This is a genomic window from Ralstonia pickettii, assembly GCF_001699815.1.
GTDB classification, from domain to species: domain Bacteria; phylum Pseudomonadota; class Gammaproteobacteria; order Burkholderiales; family Burkholderiaceae; genus Ralstonia; species Ralstonia thomasii.
Genome location: NZ_MCGB01000097.1, coordinates 179,467 through 200,482 on the forward strand (window position 1 = coordinate 179,467; position 21,016 = coordinate 200,482).

20 protein-coding genes and 1 pseudogene are annotated in these 21,016 nt (G+C 60.3%); 5 read left to right on the top strand and 16 right to left on the bottom strand.

What is annotated here, in order from left to right; translation table 11 throughout:
* Positions 1-262 precede the first annotated feature (262 nt).
* Entirely contained in the window at positions 263-922 is a 660-nt protein-coding gene (locus tag BEK68_RS21670) for a chromate resistance protein ChrB domain-containing protein (protein ID WP_065851889.1), read from the top strand.
* 118 nt (positions 923-1,040) lie between these two features.
* Entirely contained in the window at positions 1,041-3,956 is a 2,916-nt protein-coding gene (locus BEK68_RS21675; protein ID WP_003158660.1) for a Tn3-like element IS1071 family transposase, read from the top strand.
* Between the two features lie 142 nt (positions 3,957-4,098).
* Here BEK68_RS21675 and BEK68_RS21680 read toward each other — a convergent pair.
* The 7 genes and pseudogenes from BEK68_RS21680 to merT all read right to left on the bottom strand — a co-directional run.
* A pseudogene (locus BEK68_RS21680) lies at positions 4,099-4,332 on the bottom strand (recombinase family protein); the annotation flags it as partial.
* Positions 4,333-4,462: 130 nt separating this feature from the next.
* Positions 4,463-5,452 (bottom strand): DUF3330 domain-containing protein, encoded by a 990-nt coding sequence (locus BEK68_RS26300; RefSeq protein WP_003132006.1) that lies wholly within the window; start codon positions 5,450-5,452, stop codon positions 4,463-4,465.
* Positions 5,449-5,685, bottom strand: a complete 237-nt coding sequence (gene merE / locus BEK68_RS21690) for a broad-spectrum mercury transporter MerE (RefSeq protein WP_003132004.1) — start codon at positions 5,683-5,685, stop codon at positions 5,449-5,451. The genes BEK68_RS26300 and merE overlap by 4 nt, the downstream gene beginning before the upstream one ends.
* On the bottom strand, positions 5,682-6,047 hold the full coding sequence (gene merD / locus BEK68_RS21695; protein ID WP_000995360.1) for a mercury resistance co-regulator MerD: 366 nt from the start codon (positions 6,045-6,047) through the stop codon (positions 5,682-5,684). Before merD ends, merE begins: the two co-directional genes overlap by 4 nt.
* 17 nt (positions 6,048-6,064) lie before the next feature.
* Positions 6,065-7,750 carry a mercury(II) reductase gene (merA, locus tag BEK68_RS21700; protein WP_003156770.1) on the bottom strand — a complete coding sequence of 562 codons (1,686 nt, stop codon included), beginning with the start codon at positions 7,748-7,750 and terminating at the stop codon, positions 6,065-6,067.
* A gap of 71 nt (positions 7,751-7,821) precedes the next feature.
* Positions 7,822-8,097 carry a mercury resistance system periplasmic binding protein MerP gene (gene merP, locus BEK68_RS21705; RefSeq protein WP_003131987.1) on the bottom strand — a complete coding sequence of 92 codons (276 nt, stop codon included), beginning with the start codon at positions 8,095-8,097 and terminating at the stop codon, positions 7,822-7,824.
* Positions 8,098-8,109: 12 nt separating this feature from the next.
* On the bottom strand, positions 8,110-8,460 hold the full coding sequence (gene merT, locus BEK68_RS21710; RefSeq protein WP_003131974.1) for a mercuric ion transporter MerT: 351 nt from the start codon (positions 8,458-8,460) through the stop codon (positions 8,110-8,112).
* 71 nt (positions 8,461-8,531) lie between these two features.
* Between merT and BEK68_RS21715 the strand changes: the two genes are divergently transcribed.
* From BEK68_RS21715 to BEK68_RS21725, 3 genes are all read left to right on the top strand, one after another.
* Positions 8,532-8,966, top strand: a complete 435-nt coding sequence (locus BEK68_RS21715; protein ID WP_003131969.1) for a mercury resistance transcriptional regulator MerR — start codon at positions 8,532-8,534, stop codon at positions 8,964-8,966.
* A gap of 36 nt (positions 8,967-9,002) precedes the next feature.
* Positions 9,003-9,725 carry a porin gene (locus BEK68_RS21720; protein WP_257983873.1) on the top strand — a complete coding sequence of 241 codons (723 nt, stop codon included), beginning with the start codon at positions 9,003-9,005 and terminating at the stop codon, positions 9,723-9,725.
* Positions 9,726-9,907: 182 nt separating this feature from the next.
* Positions 9,908-10,186: a hypothetical protein gene (locus BEK68_RS21725; protein ID WP_008646716.1), complete on the top strand. Its 279-nt coding sequence runs from the start codon at positions 9,908-9,910 to the stop codon at positions 10,184-10,186.
* Between the two features lie 298 nt (positions 10,187-10,484).
* Here the strand turns inward: BEK68_RS21725 and czcE are convergent, their stop codons facing one another.
* The 9 genes from czcE to BEK68_RS21770 form a co-directional block, all read right to left on the bottom strand.
* Entirely contained in the window at positions 10,485-10,886 is a 402-nt protein-coding gene (gene czcE, locus BEK68_RS21730) for a copper-binding periplasmic protein CzcE (RefSeq protein ID WP_011514820.1), read from the bottom strand.
* Between the two features lie 104 nt (positions 10,887-10,990).
* Positions 10,991-12,421, bottom strand: a complete 1,431-nt coding sequence (gene czcS, locus BEK68_RS21735; RefSeq protein ID WP_011229349.1) for a sensor histidine kinase CzcS — start codon at positions 12,419-12,421, stop codon at positions 10,991-10,993.
* A 4-nt stretch (positions 12,422-12,425) separates the two neighbouring features.
* Positions 12,426-13,103, bottom strand: coding sequence for a heavy metal homeostasis two-component system response regulator CzcR (gene czcR, locus BEK68_RS21740; RefSeq protein ID WP_065851891.1), 678 nt, complete (start codon positions 13,101-13,103; stop codon positions 12,426-12,428).
* 1 nt (position 13,104) lies between these two features.
* Positions 13,105-14,055 (bottom strand): cation diffusion facilitator family transporter, encoded by a 951-nt coding sequence (locus tag BEK68_RS21745; protein ID WP_004635344.1) that lies wholly within the window; start codon positions 14,053-14,055, stop codon positions 13,105-13,107.
* A gap of 50 nt (positions 14,056-14,105) precedes the next feature.
* Positions 14,106-17,297: a heavy metal efflux RND transporter CzcA gene (gene czcA, locus BEK68_RS21750; protein ID WP_004635342.1), complete on the bottom strand. Its 3,192-nt coding sequence runs from the start codon at positions 17,295-17,297 to the stop codon at positions 14,106-14,108.
* Between the two features lie 16 nt (positions 17,298-17,313).
* A complete protein-coding gene (gene czcB, locus BEK68_RS21755; protein WP_004635340.1) occupies positions 17,314-18,876 on the bottom strand; it encodes a heavy metal efflux RND transporter CzcB in 1,563 nt (520 codons plus the stop codon).
* A gap of 17 nt (positions 18,877-18,893) precedes the next feature.
* Complete coding sequence (gene czcC / locus BEK68_RS21760) at positions 18,894-20,150, bottom strand: heavy metal efflux RND transporter CzcC (RefSeq protein ID WP_004635338.1); 1,257 nt, start codon at positions 20,148-20,150, stop codon at positions 18,894-18,896.
* Between the two features lie 75 nt (positions 20,151-20,225).
* The gene (czcI, locus tag BEK68_RS25620) at positions 20,226-20,573 is read right to left on the bottom strand and encodes a CDF family cobalt-zinc-cadmium transporter CzcI (RefSeq protein WP_137924345.1); all 348 of its coding nucleotides are present in this window, start codon (positions 20,571-20,573) and stop codon (positions 20,226-20,228) included.
* A 244-nt stretch (positions 20,574-20,817) separates the two neighbouring features.
* A partial coding sequence (locus tag BEK68_RS21770; protein ID WP_139111372.1) for an IS3 family transposase occupies positions 20,818-21,016 on the bottom strand: 199 nt, incomplete at its 5' end.

The window sequence follows — 21,016 nt, forward strand, 5'->3', positions numbered from 1 at the left end:
GTGCCGTTCGTATTTTGGCGAGAATGGCTCGGAGCCCCGCTAGGCTCTACAAACCTTGACCGTCTTGTAGAACATTGATGACGCCCACCGGGGAACGTCTATCGAACTCGGCCATCGCAATGCGGCATTGGTAACGCCTGTAATGATCTCTACACAGTTGTAGAACACGCTACGAAGGCCTACGCTTGCAGCGATGACATACCTCGCTGCTCCCTGGCTCCTCCTTCTCGTTACGCTGCCCGCTGGCAGCACCACCGCTCGCATGCGGTTATGGCGCGCCGTGAATGCGCTTGGCTGCGCCACGCTGCGCGATGGCGCCTACTTGCTTCCTGCGTCCCCCGAACGCGCCGAGCGGCTGAACCTGTTGGCCACGGATGTGCGTCGTCACCAGGGAGAGGCTTGGCTCTTGGCTGTCAGCGCCGATGGGGAGCAGGAGCGCGCCTTTGCACTGTTGTTCGACCGCTCGCCGGACTACGCCCAGTTGCAGGCGGACATCGATCAAAGCGGCGCCGCTCTTGCGCAAAGCAATGCCGCCGAAGTCCGGCGCTTGCTTGACCGTTACCAACGCGCCATCAACGCCATTCGTGCCGTCGACTTTTTTCCCAACGACGCGTCCAACCGAGTGTCCGCGAGCTGGGACGCATTTCAGCGCGGGGCCGGTCGGGTTCTCTCGCCAGGTGAGCCGCACGCGGCGGACATGGGCATCGTTCCCAGGGATCCCGCCCAGTACCAGGGACGCCGCTGGGCAACACGGCGACATATTTGGATTGACCGCATCGCCTGCGCCTGGCTGATTCAGCGCTTCATTGATCCGCACGCGACATTCCTCTGGCTTGCTGATCCGCAGGCGTGTCCCGATGACGCGCTTGGATTCGATTTCGACGGTGCCGCTTTCGGGGTCTCCTCGTTTTCAGTGCAATAAGTGACGGTACGCAAAGCTAGCACTGGCGCGGGGGTGGTCTGGGTAGACCGTTGATTTCATTGACTTTCCTGTTCGCTTTGTAAACGGGTATGGTGGCCTCCCACTTTTGAGGTTCACGATGCAGGGTTGGCACACAACGTTTTTGGGGATGCGTGGGCTCCCCCGCGATATCAGCGACTTCGAGATGAAGGCATTTTTCACCTTCGATGGTGCCGAGCGCGACGCAATCAATGCACGCCGAGGTGATTCCCACAAGCTTGGTCTGGCGCTCCATATTGGTTTCCTGCGCATGAGTGGGCGTTTGCTCGGTGCCTTTCGGGTAATTCCAGTAGCCTTGTGGCGCCACCTTGGCAACGAGCTTGGCATTGCAGCACCAGAAGTCGCCTCGCTGAGAGCCATGTATGAACGCGGGCGCACGCTATTCGATCACCAACAAGTAGCCTGCACGGTCCTTGGATTCCAGTGGATGAGCGAGCACCAGCGCCGCTCACTGGTACGTGAACTGCGCGACGAAGTGGCGCGCTGCGCCGACCGCGATCAGCTACTCGTGCGGGCGCGTCAATGGCTGTACAAGAACAAGCTGGTGATCGTGCACGAGCGGGCAATTCGGACACTGATTGCGGCGGCACTTGCCCAGCTTGAAGTTGAAACAGGCACCGCCATCGCCGCCAGCGTTGATCCAGCAACACTTGATCGCTGGCGAGCCTCAGTTTCAGAGCTGCGCCCAGATGGACAAACCCAGCAGAGTTGGCTATGGGCTGCACCGGCGAAACACTCAACCCGCCAAATCAGCGAGGTACTGGAGCGCATCGACCTGCTTTACACGCTGGACGTTCATAAGCACCTGGCAGACATCCCCGATCTCATCTTGCGCCGCTACGCGCGCCGACTTGTCTCCAGGCCGCCCTCAGCCGGAGCCAAGATCAAAGAGCCAGCGCGCACCGTGGAGGTCGCATGCTTTCTTCGGTATTGCCTGTTCACCACCACAGACCAGTTGATCCTTATGGTGCAGCGCCGGATCGCCGATCTGTGGCGTCAGGCTGCCGCCGATGTCCCCGCTACCGTCAATTGGGCCGCAATGTACAAAACGCTGCTCGGCGAACTTGTTGCCTTGAGCGCGCAAGGTGCGGTGCCAGATGCTGAGTTGCGTGCCCGTCTTGAAGCCTTGATCACCGAAACCCAGAAACGCAAACCACCGAGCAGGGCCTCCCTGGTCCGCGAGGGATTGATTGATGGAATTCGCCCCGTGCGGTCGTTGCTCGTCGCCATTGCAAAGCTGCCCTGGCAGGCCACCGGCGAGCATCCTGCCATCGAGTACCTTGCCAAGCTGCAAGCTTTATATCTCAAAGGATCCAGAAAGCTGCCAGTTGAAGTGGTGGCACCAAGTCTGGGAATGATCTGGCAGGTTTCGATCTCCAGCCCAGACCGGGAACGGGCGTTTCAGGCGTTGGAGGTGGCCACCCTGTTTGCCCTGCGCCGCGCGGTGCGCAATGGCTCGGTCTGGATTGAGCACAGCCTGAGCTTTCGGGGTCGTGCGCGCTTGTTCTTCACGGACGAGCGTTGGCAGGCAGAGTCCAAGAAACACTATGCCCGTCTATCGTTACCCAGCAAGGCTGCCACTTTCTTGAAGCCTTTGCTGGCCAGAGTAACTGCCGGTGTCGATGCGGTGGCCGCTGCAGCCCGCAGTGGCGTACTGCGCGTGGATGATGAACTCCATTTGTCGCCATTGCCCGCAGAGGACGAAGACCCAGAAGTGACCAAGCTGCGCGCGGCTTTGGATCACCGCATCGGTGAGGTTCAATTGCCGGAAGTGATTCTGGCCGTTGACGCCCAGGTGCGCTTTAGCTGGATCATGCTCGGACGTGAGCCGCGCTCTACCGACGAGCTGCTGATGGTCTATGCCGGCATCATGGCCCACGGCACCAGTCTGACTGCGGTCGAATGCGCGCGCATGATTCCGCAATTGTCTGCCACCAGCATTCGCCAGGCCATGCGCTGGGCGCGGGACGAACGGCGTCTGAGCCAGGCCTGCCAGGCTGTGCTGGAATTCATGCAGCGACACCCGATTGCCGCCACCTGGGGGCGGTCCGATTTGGCATCTTCTGACATGATGACCATGGAGACCACCAAACGGGTGTGGCAAGCCCGGCTTGATCCTCGGCGCAACACACCTTCCATTGGAATCTACTCCCATGTAAAAGACCGGTGGGGCATCTTCCATGCGCAGCCCTTTGTGCTCAATGAGCGCCAGGCGGGCGTGGCCATTGAAGGTGTCATCCGCCAAGAAAAGCTGGAGACCAGCCAGCTTGCTGTGGATACCCATGGCTACACCGACTTTGCCATGTCACATGCCCGTTTGCTTGGTTTTGATCTTTGCCCGCGGTTGAAGGAACTCAAACAGCGCCACCTCTTTGTGCCACGCGGCACCAAAGTGCCCGCAGAAATCGCTGCGGTGTGCGAAGCCAATGTCGACGTCGCTTTGATCGAAAAGCATTGGGATAGTCTGGTGCACCTGGCAGCCTCGGTCATGAGCGGACATGCCAGTGCGGTGGCAGCTCTTGCGCGGTTCGGTTCTGCCGCCCAGGGCGATCCAATCTATGAGGCTGGCGTGCAATTGGGGCGGTTGCTGCGTACGGCGTTTTTGGCTGACTACTTTGTCAAGGACGCTTTCAGGAACGAGTTGCGCCGGGTGCTCAATCGGGGCGAGGCTGTTAACGCCCTCAAGCGCGCCATTTATACCGGCCGGATCAGCCCGGCGCAGGCCAAACGTGTCGATGAAATGCAGGCTGTGGCCGATGCGTTGAGCCTGATGGCCAACATCGTGATGGCGTGGAATACCTCACAGATGCAGGCGGTCCTGGATCGCTGGTCGAACCGCCGCCAGGTCATTCCACCGGAACTGATCGGGAAGATTGCGCCCACCAGGCTGGAGAGCATCAACTTGCGGGGTGTGTTTCGCTTCCCGGTTGACCGCTATGCTGACCAAATCCTGCCTTCGCGGCCAAATGCATCGATAACTGGCACCAATGGATGAAACCGACCACGGTTTGACGCCACGAATCGCAGATTTGAAAGTGAACAGGAAAGTCAATGAAATCAACGATCTACCAACACCACCTCCGCGCCAGTGCTAGCTTTTCGTACCGTCACTTATTGCACTGAAAACGAGGAGACCCCTGCACCAGGCGGCGCAGGTCGTCGAGGTTGCGCGCCAGACGATCCATGCTGTGCACCACGACCGTGTCGCCTTCGCGCACGAAGGCGAGCAGCCGTTCCAGTTCGGGCCGCCGTGTGTCCTTGCCCGACGCCTTGTCGGTGAACACTTTATCCACCTGGATCTGTTCGAGCTGCCGTTCTGGGTTCTGGTCGAAGCTGCTGACGCGGACGTAACCGATGCGCTGACCGTGCAAGGTATCCTCCTGAGGGAAATGTGTCAGGAAGAAATCTATGACCCTTGACGGCGTATGTCAATCAATTCGGAAGGCAACTCTATTCTGACGATTTAGCGCCGGATGGTCTGACGCCAAGTTAGGGTATGCCTCAATCTGACGGTAGCGAGTCGCAGGCGTTCGGATCGGCATCGGTTTCGTTCCCTGTCTTGGCACGCGCTTCGAAGCGTTGATAACACTCCAACCCGCAGAAGTGCTCGACGTATTCCGCGCCTTCCGGGGTGAAGGCGGCATCGAGCGGGATTTCCTTGCAGCACACGCAGCAACTGGTGGTGGTCGAGTCACTTGCATTCATGGTGGCACCCCTCCATTGACTGACGAAGACGGCGAATGCCGCCGCCGGCATTGGCTTCGCGAACAGGAAGCCTTGTCCTGTGTCGCAGTCCGCTTGTCGCAATAGATCAAGACTCGCCGATGTTTCCACGCCTTCAGCCACCACATCCATGCCCAGCCCGTGCGCAAGCTGAATCACGGTGTGCACGATGGTTTGGTCGCGGCGGTCGTTGGCGAGCCCGGCGACAAACGATTGGTCGATCTTGAGCGTGCTGATTGGGCAGCACTTCAGATGTTGCAGACAGGAATACCCCGTCCCGAAGTCATCGGCGGCGAAGCGCACACCGATCTGCCGCAAGGCGTCCAGGGCGGGGAAGATCGCCGGATCACCAAACGCGACCGATTCGGTCAGCTCGATTTCGAGATACTCGGCGGGCAACTCGGCATCAGCCAGCACGCCCTTTACCCACCCGTCGAAGTCCGGTCCCACTTGGCTCGCCGAAACATTGACGGCCAGCCGGAACGGTCGCCATGCCAGCATTCGCCAGTCACGCATCTGGCGGCAGGCTTCGCCCAGCACCCAAGCGCCGATTTCAGGCATCAGGCCGGACGATTCGACCACGGGCAGGAACTGGCCCGGTGGCAATAGTCCAAGCGTCGGATGACGCCAGCGCAACAGGGCTTCCGCGCCGACAATCCCACCACTGCGCAGATCGACGACGGGCTGGTAGTGCAGTTCAAGCTGCCCGCGCTCGACCGCTTGGGCCAGTTCCGGCGTCGTCCATCCATCCGGCCGGAAAGCGCTCATTCTCTTTCCCTGAATGCCCGCAACGCCCGCGACAGGGACAGAAGGAACAGGCCGGTCAAACCGAGCGCCGCGATGACCCAATGCTCGCCGAGGAAAGCACCGGCGGTTGTGCCGGCCAGCACGACAGCGAGGATGGGCAGGTGGCAGGGGCAAGTCAGCACAGCCAGTCCGCCCCACAGGTAGCCGGTGATCGGTTTGTGCGTCTCGGACGGCAAGCGCTCGGGGTTGTTCATGGCAGACTCTCCGCGTGCTGTGCCGGCTCGGTCGGCAGGGTGGCCAACTGCACTTCCAGATCGGCCAACGCTTCGCGCCGACGCTCGACGAACTGACGCAGCAGGGCAAGCTGCGCGGCCGCTTCGTCGCCGTCCGCCGCATCCAGCGCCCGGCACAGCCGCGCCAGCGCGTCGAGGCCGATGCCCGCCTCGAAGGCCGCCCGCACGAAGCACAGCCGTTGCAAGGCGGCGTCATCGAACAAGCCGTAGCCGCCTGGTGTGCACGCCACCGGGCGCAGCAATCCGCGCAGCAGGTAGTCGCGCACGATATGCACGCTCACCCCGGCATCAAGAGCCAGCCGGGACACCGTGTAGGCGTTCATTGAACACCTCCTTTTTCTCACCCGGCGCAGCAGGAAAGCTGCTTCACATCCTTGTTGAAGGTCTGCGCCGCGAGCTTCAACCCCTCGACCATCGTCAGGTAGGGGAACAACTGGTCGGCCAGTTCCTGCACCGTCATGCGGTTGCGAATGGCCAGAGCCGCCGTCTGGATCAGTTCACCCGCTTCCGGCGCGACCGCCTGTACGCCGATCAGCCGATGGCTGCCTTCCTCGATAACCAACTTGATGAAGCCGCGTGTGTCGAAGTTGGCGAGCGCACGCGGCACGTTGTCCAAGGTCAAGGTGCGGCTGTCGGTCTCGATCCCGTCGTGGTGGGCTTCCGCCTCGCTGTAGCCCACGGTCGCCACTTGCGGATCGGTGAACACCACGGCCGGCATTGCGGTCAGGTCGAGCGCCGCATCGCCGCCGGTCATGTTGATCGCGGCACGGGTGCCGGCCGCTGCCGCCACATAGACGAACTGCGGCTGGTCGGTGCAGTCGCCGGCCGCGTAGATGTTCGGGTTGCTCGTGCGCATGCCTTGGTCGATGACGATGGCACCTTGCGCATTGACAGTGACCCCCGCTGCGTCCAGCGCGAGGCTGCGCGTGTTCGGTGTCCGACCGGTGGCAACCAGCAGTTTGTCGGCGCGCAATTCACCGTGCGTGGTGGTCAGCACGAATTCACCGTCCATATGGGCGACCTGGCTGGCTTGCGTGTGCTCCAGCACCTCGATGCCCTCGGCACGGAAAGCGGCTGTCACCGCCTCGCCGATGGCCGGGTCTTCACGGAAGAACAAGGTATTGCGCGCCAGGACCGTGACCTTGCTGCCCAGCCGGGCAAAGGCTTGCGCCAGCTCCAGCGCCACCACCGACGAGCCGATTACGGCAAGGCGTTCGGGAATGGTGTCGCTCGCCAGGGCCTCGGTGGAAGTCCAGTAGGGTGACTCTTTCAAGCCCGGAATCGGCGGGACCGCCGGGCTGGCACCCGTGGCGACCAGGCAGCGGTCGAACATCACGACGCGCTCGCCACCCTCGTTCAAACGGACGGTAAGGCTCTGGTCGTCCTTGAAGCGCGCCTCACCGTGCACAACGGTGATGGCCGGATTACCGCCCAGGATGCCTTCGTACTTGGCGTGCCGCAGTTCGTCGACGCGGGCCTGCTGCTGGGCCAGCAGCTTACTGCGGTCAATCGTAGGCACAGTTGCCGCAATACCGCCATCGAACGGGCTTTCCCGGCGCAGATGGGCGATGTGGGCGGCGCGGATCATGATCTTGGACGGCACACAGCCGACATTGACGCAGGTGCCGCCGATGGTGCCGCGCTCGATCAGCGTGACCTGCGCGCCTTGCTCGACGGCCTTCAGCGCCGCCGCCATCGCGGCTCCACCGCTGCCAATGACCGCTACCTGCACCGGGGGCTCGTTGCCACTGTGCTTTTCGGCGGCGGCCATCCATCCCCGCACCTTGTCGAGCAGTCCGACGCGGTTGTCCGCCAGTGGCGCATCGGCTAGCGTTGCCTTGTAGCCCAGTCCGGCCACGGCGGCAGTCAGCGCGTCCGGCGATGTGCCCGGCACGATGGCGAGTTGCGCTGTGCCCTTCGGATAGGACACCAGCGCCGACTGCACGCCTGGCACTTTTTCCAGCGCTTCCTTGACGTGCGCCGCGCACGAGTCGCAAGTCATGCCGGTGATTTTTAGATGGGTCATGCAACAGATCCTTTATCGTTTGTGGCGCCAGACAATGACGTCCGTTGTGCTGCGGTGCCGTTTTCAGTGACTCACTGCTTGACGCTGGACGGATAGCCCGCGTCTGCGGTTGCCTTGGTCAGCTTCTGCACGCTGGTCTTGGCATCGTCGAAGGTGACGACCGCTTGGCGTGTCTCGAAAGTCACGTCAACTTTGCTGACGCCTTCGACCTTGGAAATCGCCTTCTTGACAGTGATCGGGCAGGCGGAGCAGGTCATGCCCGGTACGGACAGCGTGACGGTCTGGGTGGCGGCCCAGACGGGGGCAACAACGGCGGCGAGGGCGAGGGAGGCAAACAGTTTCTTCATGGTGAACTCCGATCAGTAGAAAAATGGCATGACGTAGGGAAATCCGAGCGCGACCAGAACCAGCGCGGCCACGATCCAGAAAATGAGCTTGTAAGTAGCTCGCACTTGGGGAATCGCGCAGACCTCACCCGGTTTGCAGGCCGCTGCCTGCCGGTAGATGCGCCGCCAGGCGAAGAACAACGCCACCAGCGCCACGCCGATAAAGATGGGGCGATAGGGTTCCAACACCGCCAAGTTGCCGATCCAAGCGCCGCTGAACCCCAAGGCGATCAGAACCAACGGCCCGAGGCAGCAAGCCGAGGCGAGGATGGCGGCAAGCCCTCCAGTGAAGAGCGCGCCGCGCCCGGTTTTTGGTTCAGACATGCGCTTGTCCTTTCGAATTGAAATTGGATAGCGTAACCTTACTTCCGTACTCATGTACGGAGTCAAGCGATATGGAAAACAATTTGGAGAACCTGACCATTGGCGTTTTCGCCAAGGCGGCCGGGGTCAATGTGGAGACCATCCGTTTCTATCAGCGCAAGGGCTTGTTGCTGGAGCCTGACAAGCCCTATGGCAGCATCCGCCGCTATGGCGAGGCGGATGTAACGCGGGTGCGCTTCGTGAAATCAGCCCAGCGGCTGGGCTTCAGCCTGGATGAGATCGCCGAGCTGCTGCGGCTGGAGGATGGCACCCATTGCGAGGAAGCCAGCAGTCTGGCCGAGCACAAGCTCAAGGACGTGCGCGAGAAAATGGCTGACCTGGCGCGCATGGAGGCCGTGCTGTCTGAGTTGGTGTGCGCCTGCCATGCGCGAAGGGGGAACGTTTCCTGCCCGCTGATCGCGTCACTACAGGGTGGAGCAAGCTTGGCAGGTTCGGCTATGCCTTAGCGTGCTTTATTTTCCGTTTTCTGAGACGACCCCACGTTGGGTCGTCAAACGACACCAATGTATGACACCACGCTGCAACTCGACCCGATGGGCTTCGCGCCGCGCTACTCGCTCTTCAAGATGGATGACGTCTTGGCGGGTCGCGCTGACAATGCTATCAAGTACCGTGGCATCTTCAGTGGCCTGACGGTCACCGGCCTCTACAGCTTTAGCCGCACCGGCGGCGGCGAAGTGCCGGGGAACTACAAGGTCGATCGAAACATGGGCGTATCGCTCATGTATGAAACCGGCGCCCTCGCTGTCGGCGCGGTGTACGACGAGATCCAGGGCAGCACCGTCGCCACGGCCGACCGCAAGGACCGCCGCGCTCTAATTGGCGCGAGCTACGCTTTCGGACCGGCTAAGGCATTTATTGGTTATCGCTGGTACAACGGCAATGTCGGTGCGCTGCCGACGAACGGTTCTAACATTTACTGGGCCGGCCTGCGCTATGGCCTGACGCCCGCACTGACGCTGACCGGCGCCGCCTACTACACGGACAGCCGCAATTCTGGCGCAGACCCGTTCCTGTTCGTTGCCTCGGCAGATTACGCTTTCTCGAAGCGTACCGATGTGTATATGAACGTCGGTTATGCACTGAACCGCGGCAACTCGCAGCTGGGCATGAACGGCTACAACTCGACGACCGGCAGCCCGACCAACGTTGTCCCTGGCAAGGATCAGACCGGCGTCGTCGTAGGCGTACGCCACAAGTTCTGAGCGAGCTCAAAAGAATCGACACTTTCTTGTTAATTCAAGAGAGTTTGTGCCTCCCAACCGGGAGGCATTTTTTTATGACAGGATCGTAATACGCGGGTAATTCAGTGGAGCAGGTCCGGTAGCTAGACTGTGAACACGGTGAGCGATTAGAGACTCACAAACATTGACTCCGGAGAGATTCCATGAAGACGATTCACACTGCCCTGATTGCTGCTGCCCTCACGATTGCTGCCGCCGGCTCCGCCATCGCTGCTACCCCTGATGGCCAGATCCACCGTCCCCGCGACCCCTACACCGACGGCGGACGCGCCGCAGTCAACGACATTTACGCCGGCGGTGCACGCATCGACAAGCGCGACGTGTTCACCGACGGCGCACGCCTCGGCCAGCGTGACGTATTTACCGACGGCTCGCGTATTGGGCCGCGTGATGTGTTCACCGATGGCGCACGCGGAATTTGACGCAAGCCGTCCCTGAAACTCAGACCGACCTCTGTGGGGGAGCCAGGCACCCGTCAGTTGCTTGGCTCTTGGTGCTCTTTCGCTTTATCCCGATGGCGAAAGCTTCCGAAGCTTGCCCTCCCCGGAGGGCAAGCTTTTTTTCCCTCCATCGGCGTCAATCCGGTGCCGTTCATGATGCGGTGGCGCGTGCTACAACTTCCCATCGCCTCGTGTATTGCTAAGCGGCAGAACCGACGCCAATGACGATGAAAAAGGCCCCGCATTGTGCGGGGCCTGTAGTTCACCGGTTCAGCAACGTTCAGCCACCTGTGAAGAGGTCGCTTCTATCAATATAGACGCGCACGCCAGCGCTACCCGGCAGATCCGGCATCAACAAGCCAAGGTCCACACTCGTATCCCTGACCATCTGGGCGAAGGTCCATGCGACGATCTTCTCGCCGGCCCGAAACGCCACCGTCTCGCCAGAGTCCACGTTGACATACCGCATCCCTGGCTTCACGTCGATAATGCGACTGGCCTGAGATTGGCCGGCTGGATCGCCATACAAGGTCGCGTGACGCTTCGCCATCGCCTGCGCCGTCGCCGTCGACGCAGGCACGCCCGGTTTCAACCCGGTCATTTCCAAAGCATACGAAGCCGACATCCCACCCAACAGCAACGCCGCAAACAGCAAGGCGTGTTTCTTCGTTTTCATAGTCATCTTCTAGAGACTTCGTTGATCTATGAAAACGAGTGTATAAATTGTACGCATGCTGCAGCCTTGCCCGGCGATTACAAATAGGCAATCGGGCTCATTGCACCACTCTACCCAACGACTGGTCGGTCCTGACTCGGCCTACCCACCGAAACCCGCGCTGAGGCTTCAGCACCGTTGAGCGGGAAGCGCAATGTAAAGCGTGTCTTCCCATCCAAGCCGCTCACGGCTGACGCGTCGCCGCCATGGAGCTCCATGATCGACAGGACGATGGCCAGGCCCAGCCCCGTGGACTGTGACGAGTTGGATCTCGCCCTATCCCCACGGAAGAACCGATCAAAGATGAGGGAAAGTTCCCGCTCCGGGATTGGGTCTCCAACGTTCGTGATGTCGATGCAACAATGTGCCGCTTCGCGGCGCACCACCAGATCTATCATCGAATTCGGCCACGCATGACGGACCGCATTTGACAGAACATTGTTGATCGCACGCTGGAACAGAATGGCATCAGCGACCAGGGTGGCATCCCCGCTTACCCTGATTACGACGCTTCGCTCCTCTGCAAGCACCGAAAAGTAGGCGGACAACTTGCGAAGTTCTGCATTCAACTGGAGTTCCGTCAACTCGAGCGCCACATTGGCACTGTCAGCTCGCGCGAGGAACAACATCGCATCGATCATCCTCGCAAGTCGCTGGTATTCGACCAGGCTTTCCTCCACCAAGGCGACATACTCGGGCCCGGTGCGGTCTCGTGACAAGGCGACCTCGGCATGTCCAATGAGGTTGTTAAGCGGCGTGCGCAAATCATGGGCAAGATCGGCGGAGAACCGCGACAGCTTCTGATAACCATCCTCGAGGCGTTGCAGCATCGCATTGAACGCAGAGGCGATATCACGCACTTCGGTGGGCTTGGGTGGCATGTCCACCCGGTAGCTCAGCCGTTCCACACTGATCCGGTTGATCTGCTTGATAAGTACGTGCGCCGGCTCCAGCTCACGGCGCGTAATGGCCGCCCCCACCAGGGCCGTCAATATCACACCGACGGTGGTACCAAGCACGAGCGTCGTCCGGAATCGCGCAGTCACCTGCTTCCTGTCCTCGCCAGACTTCGCCACGAACACCGTCGCCCGCGTACCGTCTCGCCCCAACACCGCATCGGCGGACTGGAACATGAGCGATGACTTTCCCGTGACCGCCGCTTGGTCAGTGCCTTCCAGCAATGCATCGTTGCCCGTGCGAAACAAAAGCCGGCCATCCAGCGCCGTGACGCGAACGATGAGGTCCGAGTAACCTCGCACCAGATCATCGAAGCGATGCTGCGCCGCCGGGACGCCCTGCACCCCGTCCACCTCGCGCAAGAAATGCTCGACCTGTTCGAGTTTTCCCTTTACAACCTCATCGTCTCTGGCCTCGAGTTGCGCGGCGAGCGAGTAGTAAGCAAAGGCGCCCATGCTGGCCAGCGCGATAGACAGTACCAATGCAAAGAAGAGCCCAAGCCGCCTCGTCAGTGACAGCGGGGTTATCGAAGTCCCGGGCCTCATTCCGTCACCGGCCGCGCTCTGGGTCGAGGACATAGCCCATTCCCCGTACGGTATGGATCAGCTTTTGATCGAAGGGATCATCCACCTTGGATCTCAGGCGCCGGATCGCGACGTCAACGACATTGGTATCCGTGTCGAAGTTGACGTCCCAGACCTGGGACGCGATCGTGGTTCGCGACAGCACCTCCCCTCTCCGGCGCATGAGCAGGTGCAACAGCGAGAACTCCTGATTCGTCAATTCAATGCGGGTAGTTCCCCGGAATACCCGCCTTCCAAGCACGTCGATGTCCAGATCGGCAATGCGCAATCGCTCGGACTCCTTCGAGGTGCTTTGGCGCAAGCAACGCCGGATACGGGCAAGGAGCTCGGCAAAGGCGAAGGGCTTGACCAGGTAATCGTCTGCCCCCAACTCGAAGCCTCTGACACGATCCGCCACATCATCCAGCGCCGTCAGAAACAGTACGGGTGTCTCGGACTTGGATCGAATGGACTTGATGGCCGTCCACCCGTCCATACCTGGCAGCATGACGTCCAGGATGATGACGTCGTAGTCGGTCTCTTCCGCCATGTGGAGCCCATCGCCACCATTGTTCGCGATGTCGACCACGAAACCCGACTCCGACAATCCCTTCTGCAAATACTCCGCAGTACGCGGTTCGTCTTCTACAACAAGTACCCGCACCTTAGTTTCCTCCTGCAGCAAGCGACTTCGATCCGACCAGTGCTGGCGATGCATTGAAATGCTGAGCTGCATCCGCTTGTTCGCATGGTGCCAGTTCGAACTGAATGGTCACGTGCGTGATATCGAATTTGTCAGCCAGCATCTGCTTCAATTCCGGTAGCACTTCCATTTCCGGGTTGACGGCCGTGTCATTCACGACATGAACCGTCAAGCTCGCCTTGCCGCTGGTAAGTGCCCAGATGTGGAGGTCATGGAAGCTTTTTACCCCGGGCGTCGCCAGAATTTGCTTCTCAACCTCTGCCAGATCCACGTCATCGGGTACGCCTTCGAGCAGCACATTCAGGCTCGACTTCAGCAGGATCCAAGTGCGAGGCAGTACCCAGAGGCCGATCAGCACCGCAATGGCGGAGTCGACCCACGCCCAGCCCGTGAAGCGGATGATGATCGCACCGGCGATGACGCCAACCGACCCGAGCAGATCGCTCCAGACTTCCAGATAAGCACCCTTCACGTTCAGGCTGCTGCTTTGCCCGGAGGACAGCATGCGCATGCTGATGAGATTGATGATCAGGCCCAGCACAGCCACGACGAACATGCCGGTTGACTCAATCTGAGGTGGCGATTTCAGCCGCAGGTAGGCTTCGTACAGGATGTAGATAGCCACACCGAACAGCAGCAATGCGTTAAAGGCCGCGGCAAGAATCTCAAAACGGTAGTAGCCAAATGTCCGCTTCTTGTCCGCGGGTCGCTTGGCGATCGCAATAGCAGCCAGTGCGATGGCCAGTGCGACGGTGTCCGTGAGCATGTGCGCGGCGTCGGAGATCAACGCCAGGCTCTTCGTCATGACACCACCGACCACTTCGGCAATCAGGAACGTACCGGTCAGCGCAAGGGCGATCTTGAGCGATCGCTCGTTGCCACCGGGATGGTCGTGTGAGTGACCTGCGCCCATAGAAACTCCTATAAAAATTGGGCGGTACGATGACCGCCCAAGGATTTACGTCATGCAGGCTGGCGGCCTTGATCCGGTTGATGCGTCTGAGTGACTGGCTCGCGAGTATCTTCCGCGTCCTCATCCTTGCGGTGAGCAAGTCGATAGAGCACCGGCAACACCAGTAGGGTCAGCGCCGTGGACGACAAGATGCCACCGATTACCACCGTTGCGAGGGGACGTTGCACCTCAGCGCCCGTACCGGTGGCGATGGCCATCGGCACGAAACCCAGGGATGCCACCAGGGCCGTCATCAGCACCGGACGCAGTCGCGTCAGGGCGCCAACTCGGACCGCGCTGTCGAGGGAATGCCCTTCTTCGCGCAGCGATCGGATAAACGACAGCATCACCAGACCATTGAGCACCGCCACCCCGCACAGCGCGATGAAGCCCACCGCTGCAGTAATGGACATCGGAATGCCGCGTATCCACAGGGCAAGAATCCCGCCAGTCAGCGCAAAGGGAATGCCCGTGAAGACTAGCAAGCCATCCTTGATGTTGTTGAACATCGCAAACAACAGTACGAAGACCAGCAACAGCGCCACCGGCACTACCACCTGCAGGCGGGTGGTGGCGGACTGCAGTTGCTCAAAGGTGCCACCCCATGTCATCCAGTAGCCAGCCGGGATCTTGACCTGGCTTTGGATAGCCGCTTCCGCCTCGGGCACGAATGAACCAATATCACGTCCACGAACGTTGGCACTGATCACGATGCGGCGCTTGCCGTTCTCGCGCGAGATCTGGTTCGGGCCGGGCGCCATTTCCAGCGTCGCCACCTCGCTCAATGGGATAAACGTCGTTCTCGCGTCCACTCCTTTTGGCAACGGAATCGGCAATCGGCGCAGAGCCTCGACCTCGCCGCGCACAGCTTCGGGCAGGCGGACCACGATATCGAAACGACGATCGCCCTGGAAGAAGGTTCCGGAATCACGGCCTCCGACGCCCGTTGCCACCGCGTCTTGCACGTCGCTCATGTTAAGCCCGTATCGCGCCGCCTTCTCCCGATCGATCTTGACCGTCAGCATCGGCAAGCCGGTGGTCTGTTCTACCTTCACCTCCTGCGCGCCGGGGATGCCCTGCAGCACGGCCGATACCTTCTTCGCCGTCTCGCTGAGCACGTTGTTGTCATCGCCGAAGATCTTGACTGCGACGTCCGAGCGGACCCCGGAGATCAGCTCGTTGAACCGCAGCTGGATCGGTTGGGAGAACTCGTAGTTGTTCCCGGGGATCTTGCCGGCTTCCTCCTGGATGGCGGACAGCAGTTCGGCATGTGTTTTCTTCGGCTCTGGCCAATCCTTCTCAGGCTTGAGCATGATGTAGCCATCCGAAATATTCGGCGGCATCGGATCGGATGCAATCTCCGCCGTACCTGTCCGCGCAAACACGCGCTCGATTTCGGGGAATTTTGCCTTGAGGGTCGTCTCGATCGTCTTCTGCATCTCCACGGACTGCGACAGGCTCGTGCCAGGAATGCGCAGCGCCTGGATGGCAATGTCGCCTTCGTTCAGATTGGGGATGAACTCGCTGCCCAGGCGGGCCGCAATGGCCACGCACAGAACAATTGACACCGCGGCAAACGTCAATACAACGGCCGTGTTCGCGAGCGACTTTTCCAGCAGCGGCTCGTAGCGACGCTTCGCCCAGAGCATGAGACGATTTTCTTTCTCGGCCACCCGTTCGCCGATGAACAAGGCGACCGCAGCCGGAACGAACGTCACGGACAGAATCATCGCGCCCAGCAGCGCCAGGACGACCGTGAACGCCATCGGGTGGAACATCTTGCCTTCCACCCCCGTCAGCGCAAAGATCGGCAGGTAGACGATCATAATGATGAGCTGACCGAAGATCAGTGGGCGACGCGCCTCCTTCGCTGCGGCAAACACCTCATGGAACCGCTCGGAGCGCGTCAATGGCCGGCCATGGTGTTCCTGCGCATGCGCCAGTCGCCTCACACAGTTTTCGACAATCACCACCGCGCCATCGATGATGATGCCGAAGTCGAGCGCGCCCAAGCTCATCAGGTTCGCACTGATCTTGTAGTTCACCATCCCCGTGAAGGTGAACAACATCGCCAGCGGAATGATCGTCGCGGTAATCAGCGCCGCGCGGATGTTACCCAGGAAAAGGAACAGAATTACGATGACGAGCACCGCGCCTTCAAGAAGGTTCTTCTTGACGGTCGCAATGGCCTTGTCGACCAGACGTGTCCGGTCGTATACCGTTACGATCTTCACACCTTCCGGCATCGTACGGTTAATGGAAGCGACCTTTTCATCGACCGCTTTTGACACAGCCCGGCTGTTTTCGCCGATGAGCATGAATACCGTGCCCAGCACAACTTCCTTGCCATTCTCGGTTGCCGCACCGGTACGCAGTTCCTTGCCAATCTCCACATCCCCGATGTCGCGAATGCGGATCGGCTGCCCCTGCGCTGTACCGACAATAATGTTGCGGATGTCGTCTTCGGACGCAACCTGACCCGGCGCACGAACCAGATACTGCTCGCCCCTACGCTCGATGTAGCCCGCACCCACGTTGTCGTTGTTCTTGTTCAGCGCATTGACGACGTCGGTCAGCGTCAGCCCGTACGACGCTAGCCGTTCAAGACTCGGCGCGACCAGGTACTGCTTGTTGAAACCACCGATAGTATTGATCTCGGTGACACCGGGCACGTTACGCAGTTGCGGCCGTACCACCCAATCCTGGATTTCGCGCAAATCTGTCGGCGTATAGGCAGTCCCGTCAGCTTTGCGAGCACCCTCTTCGGCTTCAACGGTCCATAGATAGATCTCCCCGAGGCCGGTCGAAATAGGCCCCATCGCCGGCACAACGCCTTCAGGCAGATTGTCCTTGGCTTCCTGGATGCGCTGGTTGACGAGTTGGCGCGCGAAATAGACGTCCGTGCCATCCTTGAAGATGACCGTCACCTGCGACAAGCCATAGCGGGACAGGGAACGCGTCTGTTCGAGTCCCGGCAGGCCGGCCATCACGACCTCGATCGGATACGTAACACGCTGTTCGGTTTCGAGCGGTGAATAGCCTGGTGCCGAGGTATTGACCTGAACCTGAACGTTGGTAATGTCAGGGACCGCGTCGATCGGTAGTCGGTTGTAGCTGAAAATCCCTAACCCGGCCATTCCAAACACGGCGAGCAGGACCAGCCATCGCTGCTGGATGGCGAAACTAATGATACGTTCAAACATTGCTGTTTCCCCCGTATCAATGGCCGTGTTCGGCGCTGGATTTGCCAAGTTCGGCCTTCAGAACAAAACTGTTGGCGGCGGCGTAACGTGCGCCCGGCTTCAGGCCCTCGACAATCTCGATGACCTTGCCGTTTGTCCGGCCGACCTTCACCGGCTGCGGCACGAATCCACCTTGAACCGCGACAAAGACTACGCTCTCGCCATTGACGTCCTGGACGGCCTCGGTCTTCACCGCAACGGGCACCTCGACATCAGCACCGAATACGTCGACCGTGACGAAGAGACCCGGTCGCCAAGCCATCTGTGGATTGGTCAATGTTACGCGGGCCTTCGCCGTCCGCGTCTGCTCGCCCAGCAGCGAACCCACGTATGAAACGGTGCCATCTGCCTTCACATCGGACGATGCCGAATTGATCGACGCCTTTTCGCCGATGCGCACCCGCTCGACATCCTTGGCAGACACCACGAACTCGGCCCAGACGGACGACAGATCCGACAGCGTGAACACGTTGGCGTTGTCCGCCACCGCTTCCCCAAGCGAGATATGCTTTTCAACGATCATGCCGTCGAACGGTGCGCGCAGCTCGTAGCGATTGAGTGCCGTCGAGCTGTTGCTGGCGCCAATGGCGGTCAGCTTCTGCTGCGCGTTCTGGACACTGATCTGCGCTTCCTGCAGCGCGTTGCGGGCGCTCAGATAATCTTGCTCCGCAGAGATCTTCTGTTCCCAGAGCTTCTTCTCGCGGTCATAAGTGACACGCGCCAGATCCAGACGTTTCTGTGCTGCGAGCAGTTCGCTGCGCTGGTCAGAAAGTCCGGTGCTCGCGATGACCGCGAGAACCTGTCCCTTCTTAACCTGTTGCCCAATATTGGCCGGAACGCTCTCTACGACGCCAGCCAGTCGCGGCACCACGTGGGCTGTCTTGTCTTCGTTGAAACGGATTTCGCCGGGGAACTGGACGCCAGCCTGGACCTTTGCCGAGCCCGCGGTTTGAACCACTACCCCTGTCTTGGCCAGCTGGTCCGCTGTCAACTCAATCTTGCCTTCCTCTTTCGAGAGCCGCACGGCGAGTGGCGAAGACGAACCGGGCAAGGTCACATTTGCGGTCACGTCAAAGACATGGGGCTCGGCAACTGGCTGTTGGCTTTCCAGCGCGTCGCCAGACACCACGAACTTGAGCGCTTGAGACTCGCCCGTAGCCCGCACGAGCTGGCCTGTCGCTGCCACGCCATTTGCCACCGCCTTCCCAGACTTGCTAACCCAGAGCCGAATACGGGCCTCGCCCTTGGATTCGGCCGTGCCAATTTCGACGTCATAGCCATCACGCGAAAAGAGCGCGCCACCATTGGGGCCCTTCTTGACCTCGTGATGCTCGCCGTCGCCGTGTGACTTGTCATCCTTGTGGTCGGCTTCCGCCGCCTGCTTGCCATGGTGCTCGGTGTCGCCATGCCCCTTGGATTCCGAGTGCCCACCCTGCTCTTCCGGCGCAGAGCGCCCGCTCAGCAGAACGCCACCAGTCGCGACGCCGCCCACCAGTACGATGGCCGCAATGGCAGCCTTTTGTTTGTTCGAAATAGCCATGTTTTATGAATCCCGTCTTAACGTCCCAGAATGCGATCGATCGTGGTCGCCGCCTGATAGGTTTGTCCAAGCACGCCGAGATAGCGGATGCGTGCCTGGAACAGCGTGCGCTGGGCATCCAGGACGTCCAGATAATTGAACTTGCCGGCCTCGAAGCCAATGGTCGCCGCGTTGAAGGCTTGCTCGGCGCCTGGCAAGACGGTCTGCTTCAGCGTTTGTGCCGAGGCGCGCGATACCGACAGCTGGTTCGATGCCATCAGGAGATTTCGGGTCAGGCTGATGCGATTGGCCAGATATTCATCCTGGGCCTTGTCCGCCTGGCGAATGGCCGAATACAAGTTGCCCTGATTCCGGTCAAAAATCGGCAACGGGATCGCCACACCGATCACCGCCATGTTGCGGTTGGCTTCTGTATCTCGCTTGGCACCCAGACTGACTGTCAGATCCGGATACTGGCGGCTGCGCTCAACGCCCACCAATGCCTGGCGGCGGTCAAGTTCAGCGCGGCTTGCGGCCACCAGCGGTGAGTTTTCCAGCTCCTTCAGAAGGAGTTCAGGCGCCGGCCTGGATGGCAGCGCGTCCAGATTGCCCTGTGCTTCGGTAAACTGCGGCGATGCATTGCCCCACAACGCCGTCAACGCCTGACGGGCGGACTGCAGGCTCGCCGTTGCTTCGGCCAATTCAAGTTCGGCGTTGGCCTGTTCGACACGTGCCTTAGTTTCGTCAACCGGGGAGATCTTGCCGGCCGCGACGCGGCGTGAAGCGGCTTGCGCGCCCCTCGCAGCGATATCCGCGGAGCCAGTTGCCAGCTTGACGCGTTCCTGTGCGATCAAGACGGAAAAAAAGCTCTCGATTACCTGCGCCCGAATGTCACCGCGAACGCCAGCCAGCGTTGCCTGCGCCAGTTCGCGCGTCCTTTCCGCGGCATTGATACGAGCCGAGCGCTTGCCGCCCAGTTCGATGGGGATATTCATCTGGGCGGTGGATGTACGGGTGGATTTCCGCGTGTCCTCGACCAGCGTCTGGAGTTCCGGGTTCGGAATAACCCGGGCCTGCATGATCCCACCTTCTGTGGAATCGAGTTCCTTGGCGGCGGCGGACAGGTTGAAATTGCTTCCTGCCGCCAGCGACAACGCGGCCTCGAGGGTCAACGGTCCCGCCGCTTCCCTTGGGAAGACGGGCACCATGGACGTGCCGGTGTCAGATTGCGCTACGGCAAAGTTTGGGCTGAGAAATGCTACCGCCAGCCCGAGCGGCAGAAATAGTCTTCGCATCGAATTGCACCAAGGTATGTGACCAGGAGAATTCGGCGAGAGACGAAAGGAGAAAAAGAGTCGTCGTCTCGCCGATCAAGCGAGACGCTGCCACTGAGGACGGTCGGGAGCCCTGGCATTCAGAGACGAGAACTCGGACGCATGTTGAGTATCGGTCACTTCTACCCGATTCGCTATCAACACGTCCTGCGTCTGTCCATAGACGAACGGGAGGGAGACCAGATGGCATACCCCGCAGTCTGTATCCACGAATGGCTTTTTCTCGGCATCCGTTTTACCTTCCGGCTGCTGATGACGATGCTCGTGGTGCCCAAGGTGCCAAGTGGCCGTGGCTTTCTCGTGCTGACAATAGCGTGCCGCTGCCGCCCAGGAAAACTGGAACGGCAAAATGAGCAGCACGAAGATCAGAACGAAACGTCGCATTCCTTGGGAGACTGTGCGGGGGGCTTGGGGTTGAAGTACTAACGGCTGGGCCGTCGCCGAAGTTTACATGAATCCTCGATCACCAGCATTAAGAGCAGATTACGATTATCGCTTTCGCCTGCTCGTTTTGGGGTGCCGCTTTCGCCCCTCATCAGTCTTACGCTTGGGGGCGGGCCCATGCTTCCACCGCAAATAGACAGCGAACCCCACATACAGGATGGTACGTCCCCGGTTCTGTAGACAGTTACAGCGATCGAGTTGGGTGAGCTTCCTCGAAAGCCATGGGAGACAGGCCGCCATTGTGCCCGTGGCGGCGCTGTCGGTTGTAGAACACCTCGATGTAGTCGAACACGTCTGACCTGGCATCGTTCCGTGACGGATAGACCTTGCCCCGGATTCGTTCCTTCTTCAAGCTGCTGAAGAACGACTCGGCCACCGAGTTG

What these genes read in the sequence shown, in the direction of transcription:
- BEK68_RS26300 (WP_003132006.1), bottom strand. Translation starts at nt 5,452, where the DNA reads ATGAGCGCTTTCCGGCCGGATGGATGGACGACGCCGGAACTGGCCCAA.
- BEK68_RS21670 (WP_065851889.1), top strand. Translation starts at nt 263, where the DNA reads ATGCGGTTATGGCGCGCCGTGAATGCGCTTGGCTGCGCCACGCTGCGC.
- BEK68_RS21745 (WP_004635344.1), bottom strand. Translation starts at nt 14,055, where the DNA reads ATGGGCGCAGGTCACTCACACGACCATCCCGGTGGCAACGAGCGATCG.
- czcA (WP_004635342.1), bottom strand. Translation starts at nt 17,297, where the DNA reads ATGTTTGAACGTATCATTAGTTTCGCCATCCAGCAGCGATGGCTGGTC.
- czcB (WP_004635340.1), bottom strand. Translation starts at nt 18,876, where the DNA reads ATGGCTATTTCGAACAAACAAAAGGCTGCCATTGCGGCCATCGTACTG.
- czcS (WP_011229349.1), bottom strand. Translation starts at nt 12,421, where the DNA reads ATGAGGCCCGGGACTTCGATAACCCCGCTGTCACTGACGAGGCGGCTT.
- merA (WP_003156770.1), bottom strand. Translation starts at nt 7,750, where the DNA reads ATGACCCATCTAAAAATCACCGGCATGACTTGCGACTCGTGCGCGGCG.
- merP (WP_003131987.1), bottom strand. Translation starts at nt 8,097, where the DNA reads ATGAAGAAACTGTTTGCCTCCCTCGCCCTCGCCGCCGTTGTTGCCCCC.
- czcE (WP_011514820.1), bottom strand. Translation starts at nt 10,886, where the DNA reads ATGACTATGAAAACGAAGAAACACGCCTTGCTGTTTGCGGCGTTGCTG.
- merD (WP_000995360.1), bottom strand. Translation starts at nt 6,047, where the DNA reads ATGAACGCCTACACGGTGTCCCGGCTGGCTCTTGATGCCGGGGTGAGC.
- czcI (WP_137924345.1), bottom strand. Translation starts at nt 20,573, where the DNA reads ATGCGACGTTTCGTTCTGATCTTCGTGCTGCTCATTTTGCCGTTCCAG.
- czcC (WP_004635338.1), bottom strand. Translation starts at nt 20,150, where the DNA reads ATGCGAAGACTATTTCTGCCGCTCGGGCTGGCGGTAGCATTTCTCAGC.
- merE (WP_003132004.1), bottom strand. Translation starts at nt 5,685, where the DNA reads ATGAACAACCCCGAGCGCTTGCCGTCCGAGACGCACAAACCGATCACC.
- BEK68_RS21715 (WP_003131969.1), top strand. Translation starts at nt 8,532, where the DNA reads ATGGAAAACAATTTGGAGAACCTGACCATTGGCGTTTTCGCCAAGGCG.
- merT (WP_003131974.1), bottom strand. Translation starts at nt 8,460, where the DNA reads ATGTCTGAACCAAAAACCGGGCGCGGCGCGCTCTTCACTGGAGGGCTT.
- BEK68_RS21675 (WP_003158660.1), top strand. Translation starts at nt 1,041, where the DNA reads ATGCAGGGTTGGCACACAACGTTTTTGGGGATGCGTGGGCTCCCCCGC.
- BEK68_RS21725 (WP_008646716.1), top strand. Translation starts at nt 9,908, where the DNA reads ATGAAGACGATTCACACTGCCCTGATTGCTGCTGCCCTCACGATTGCT.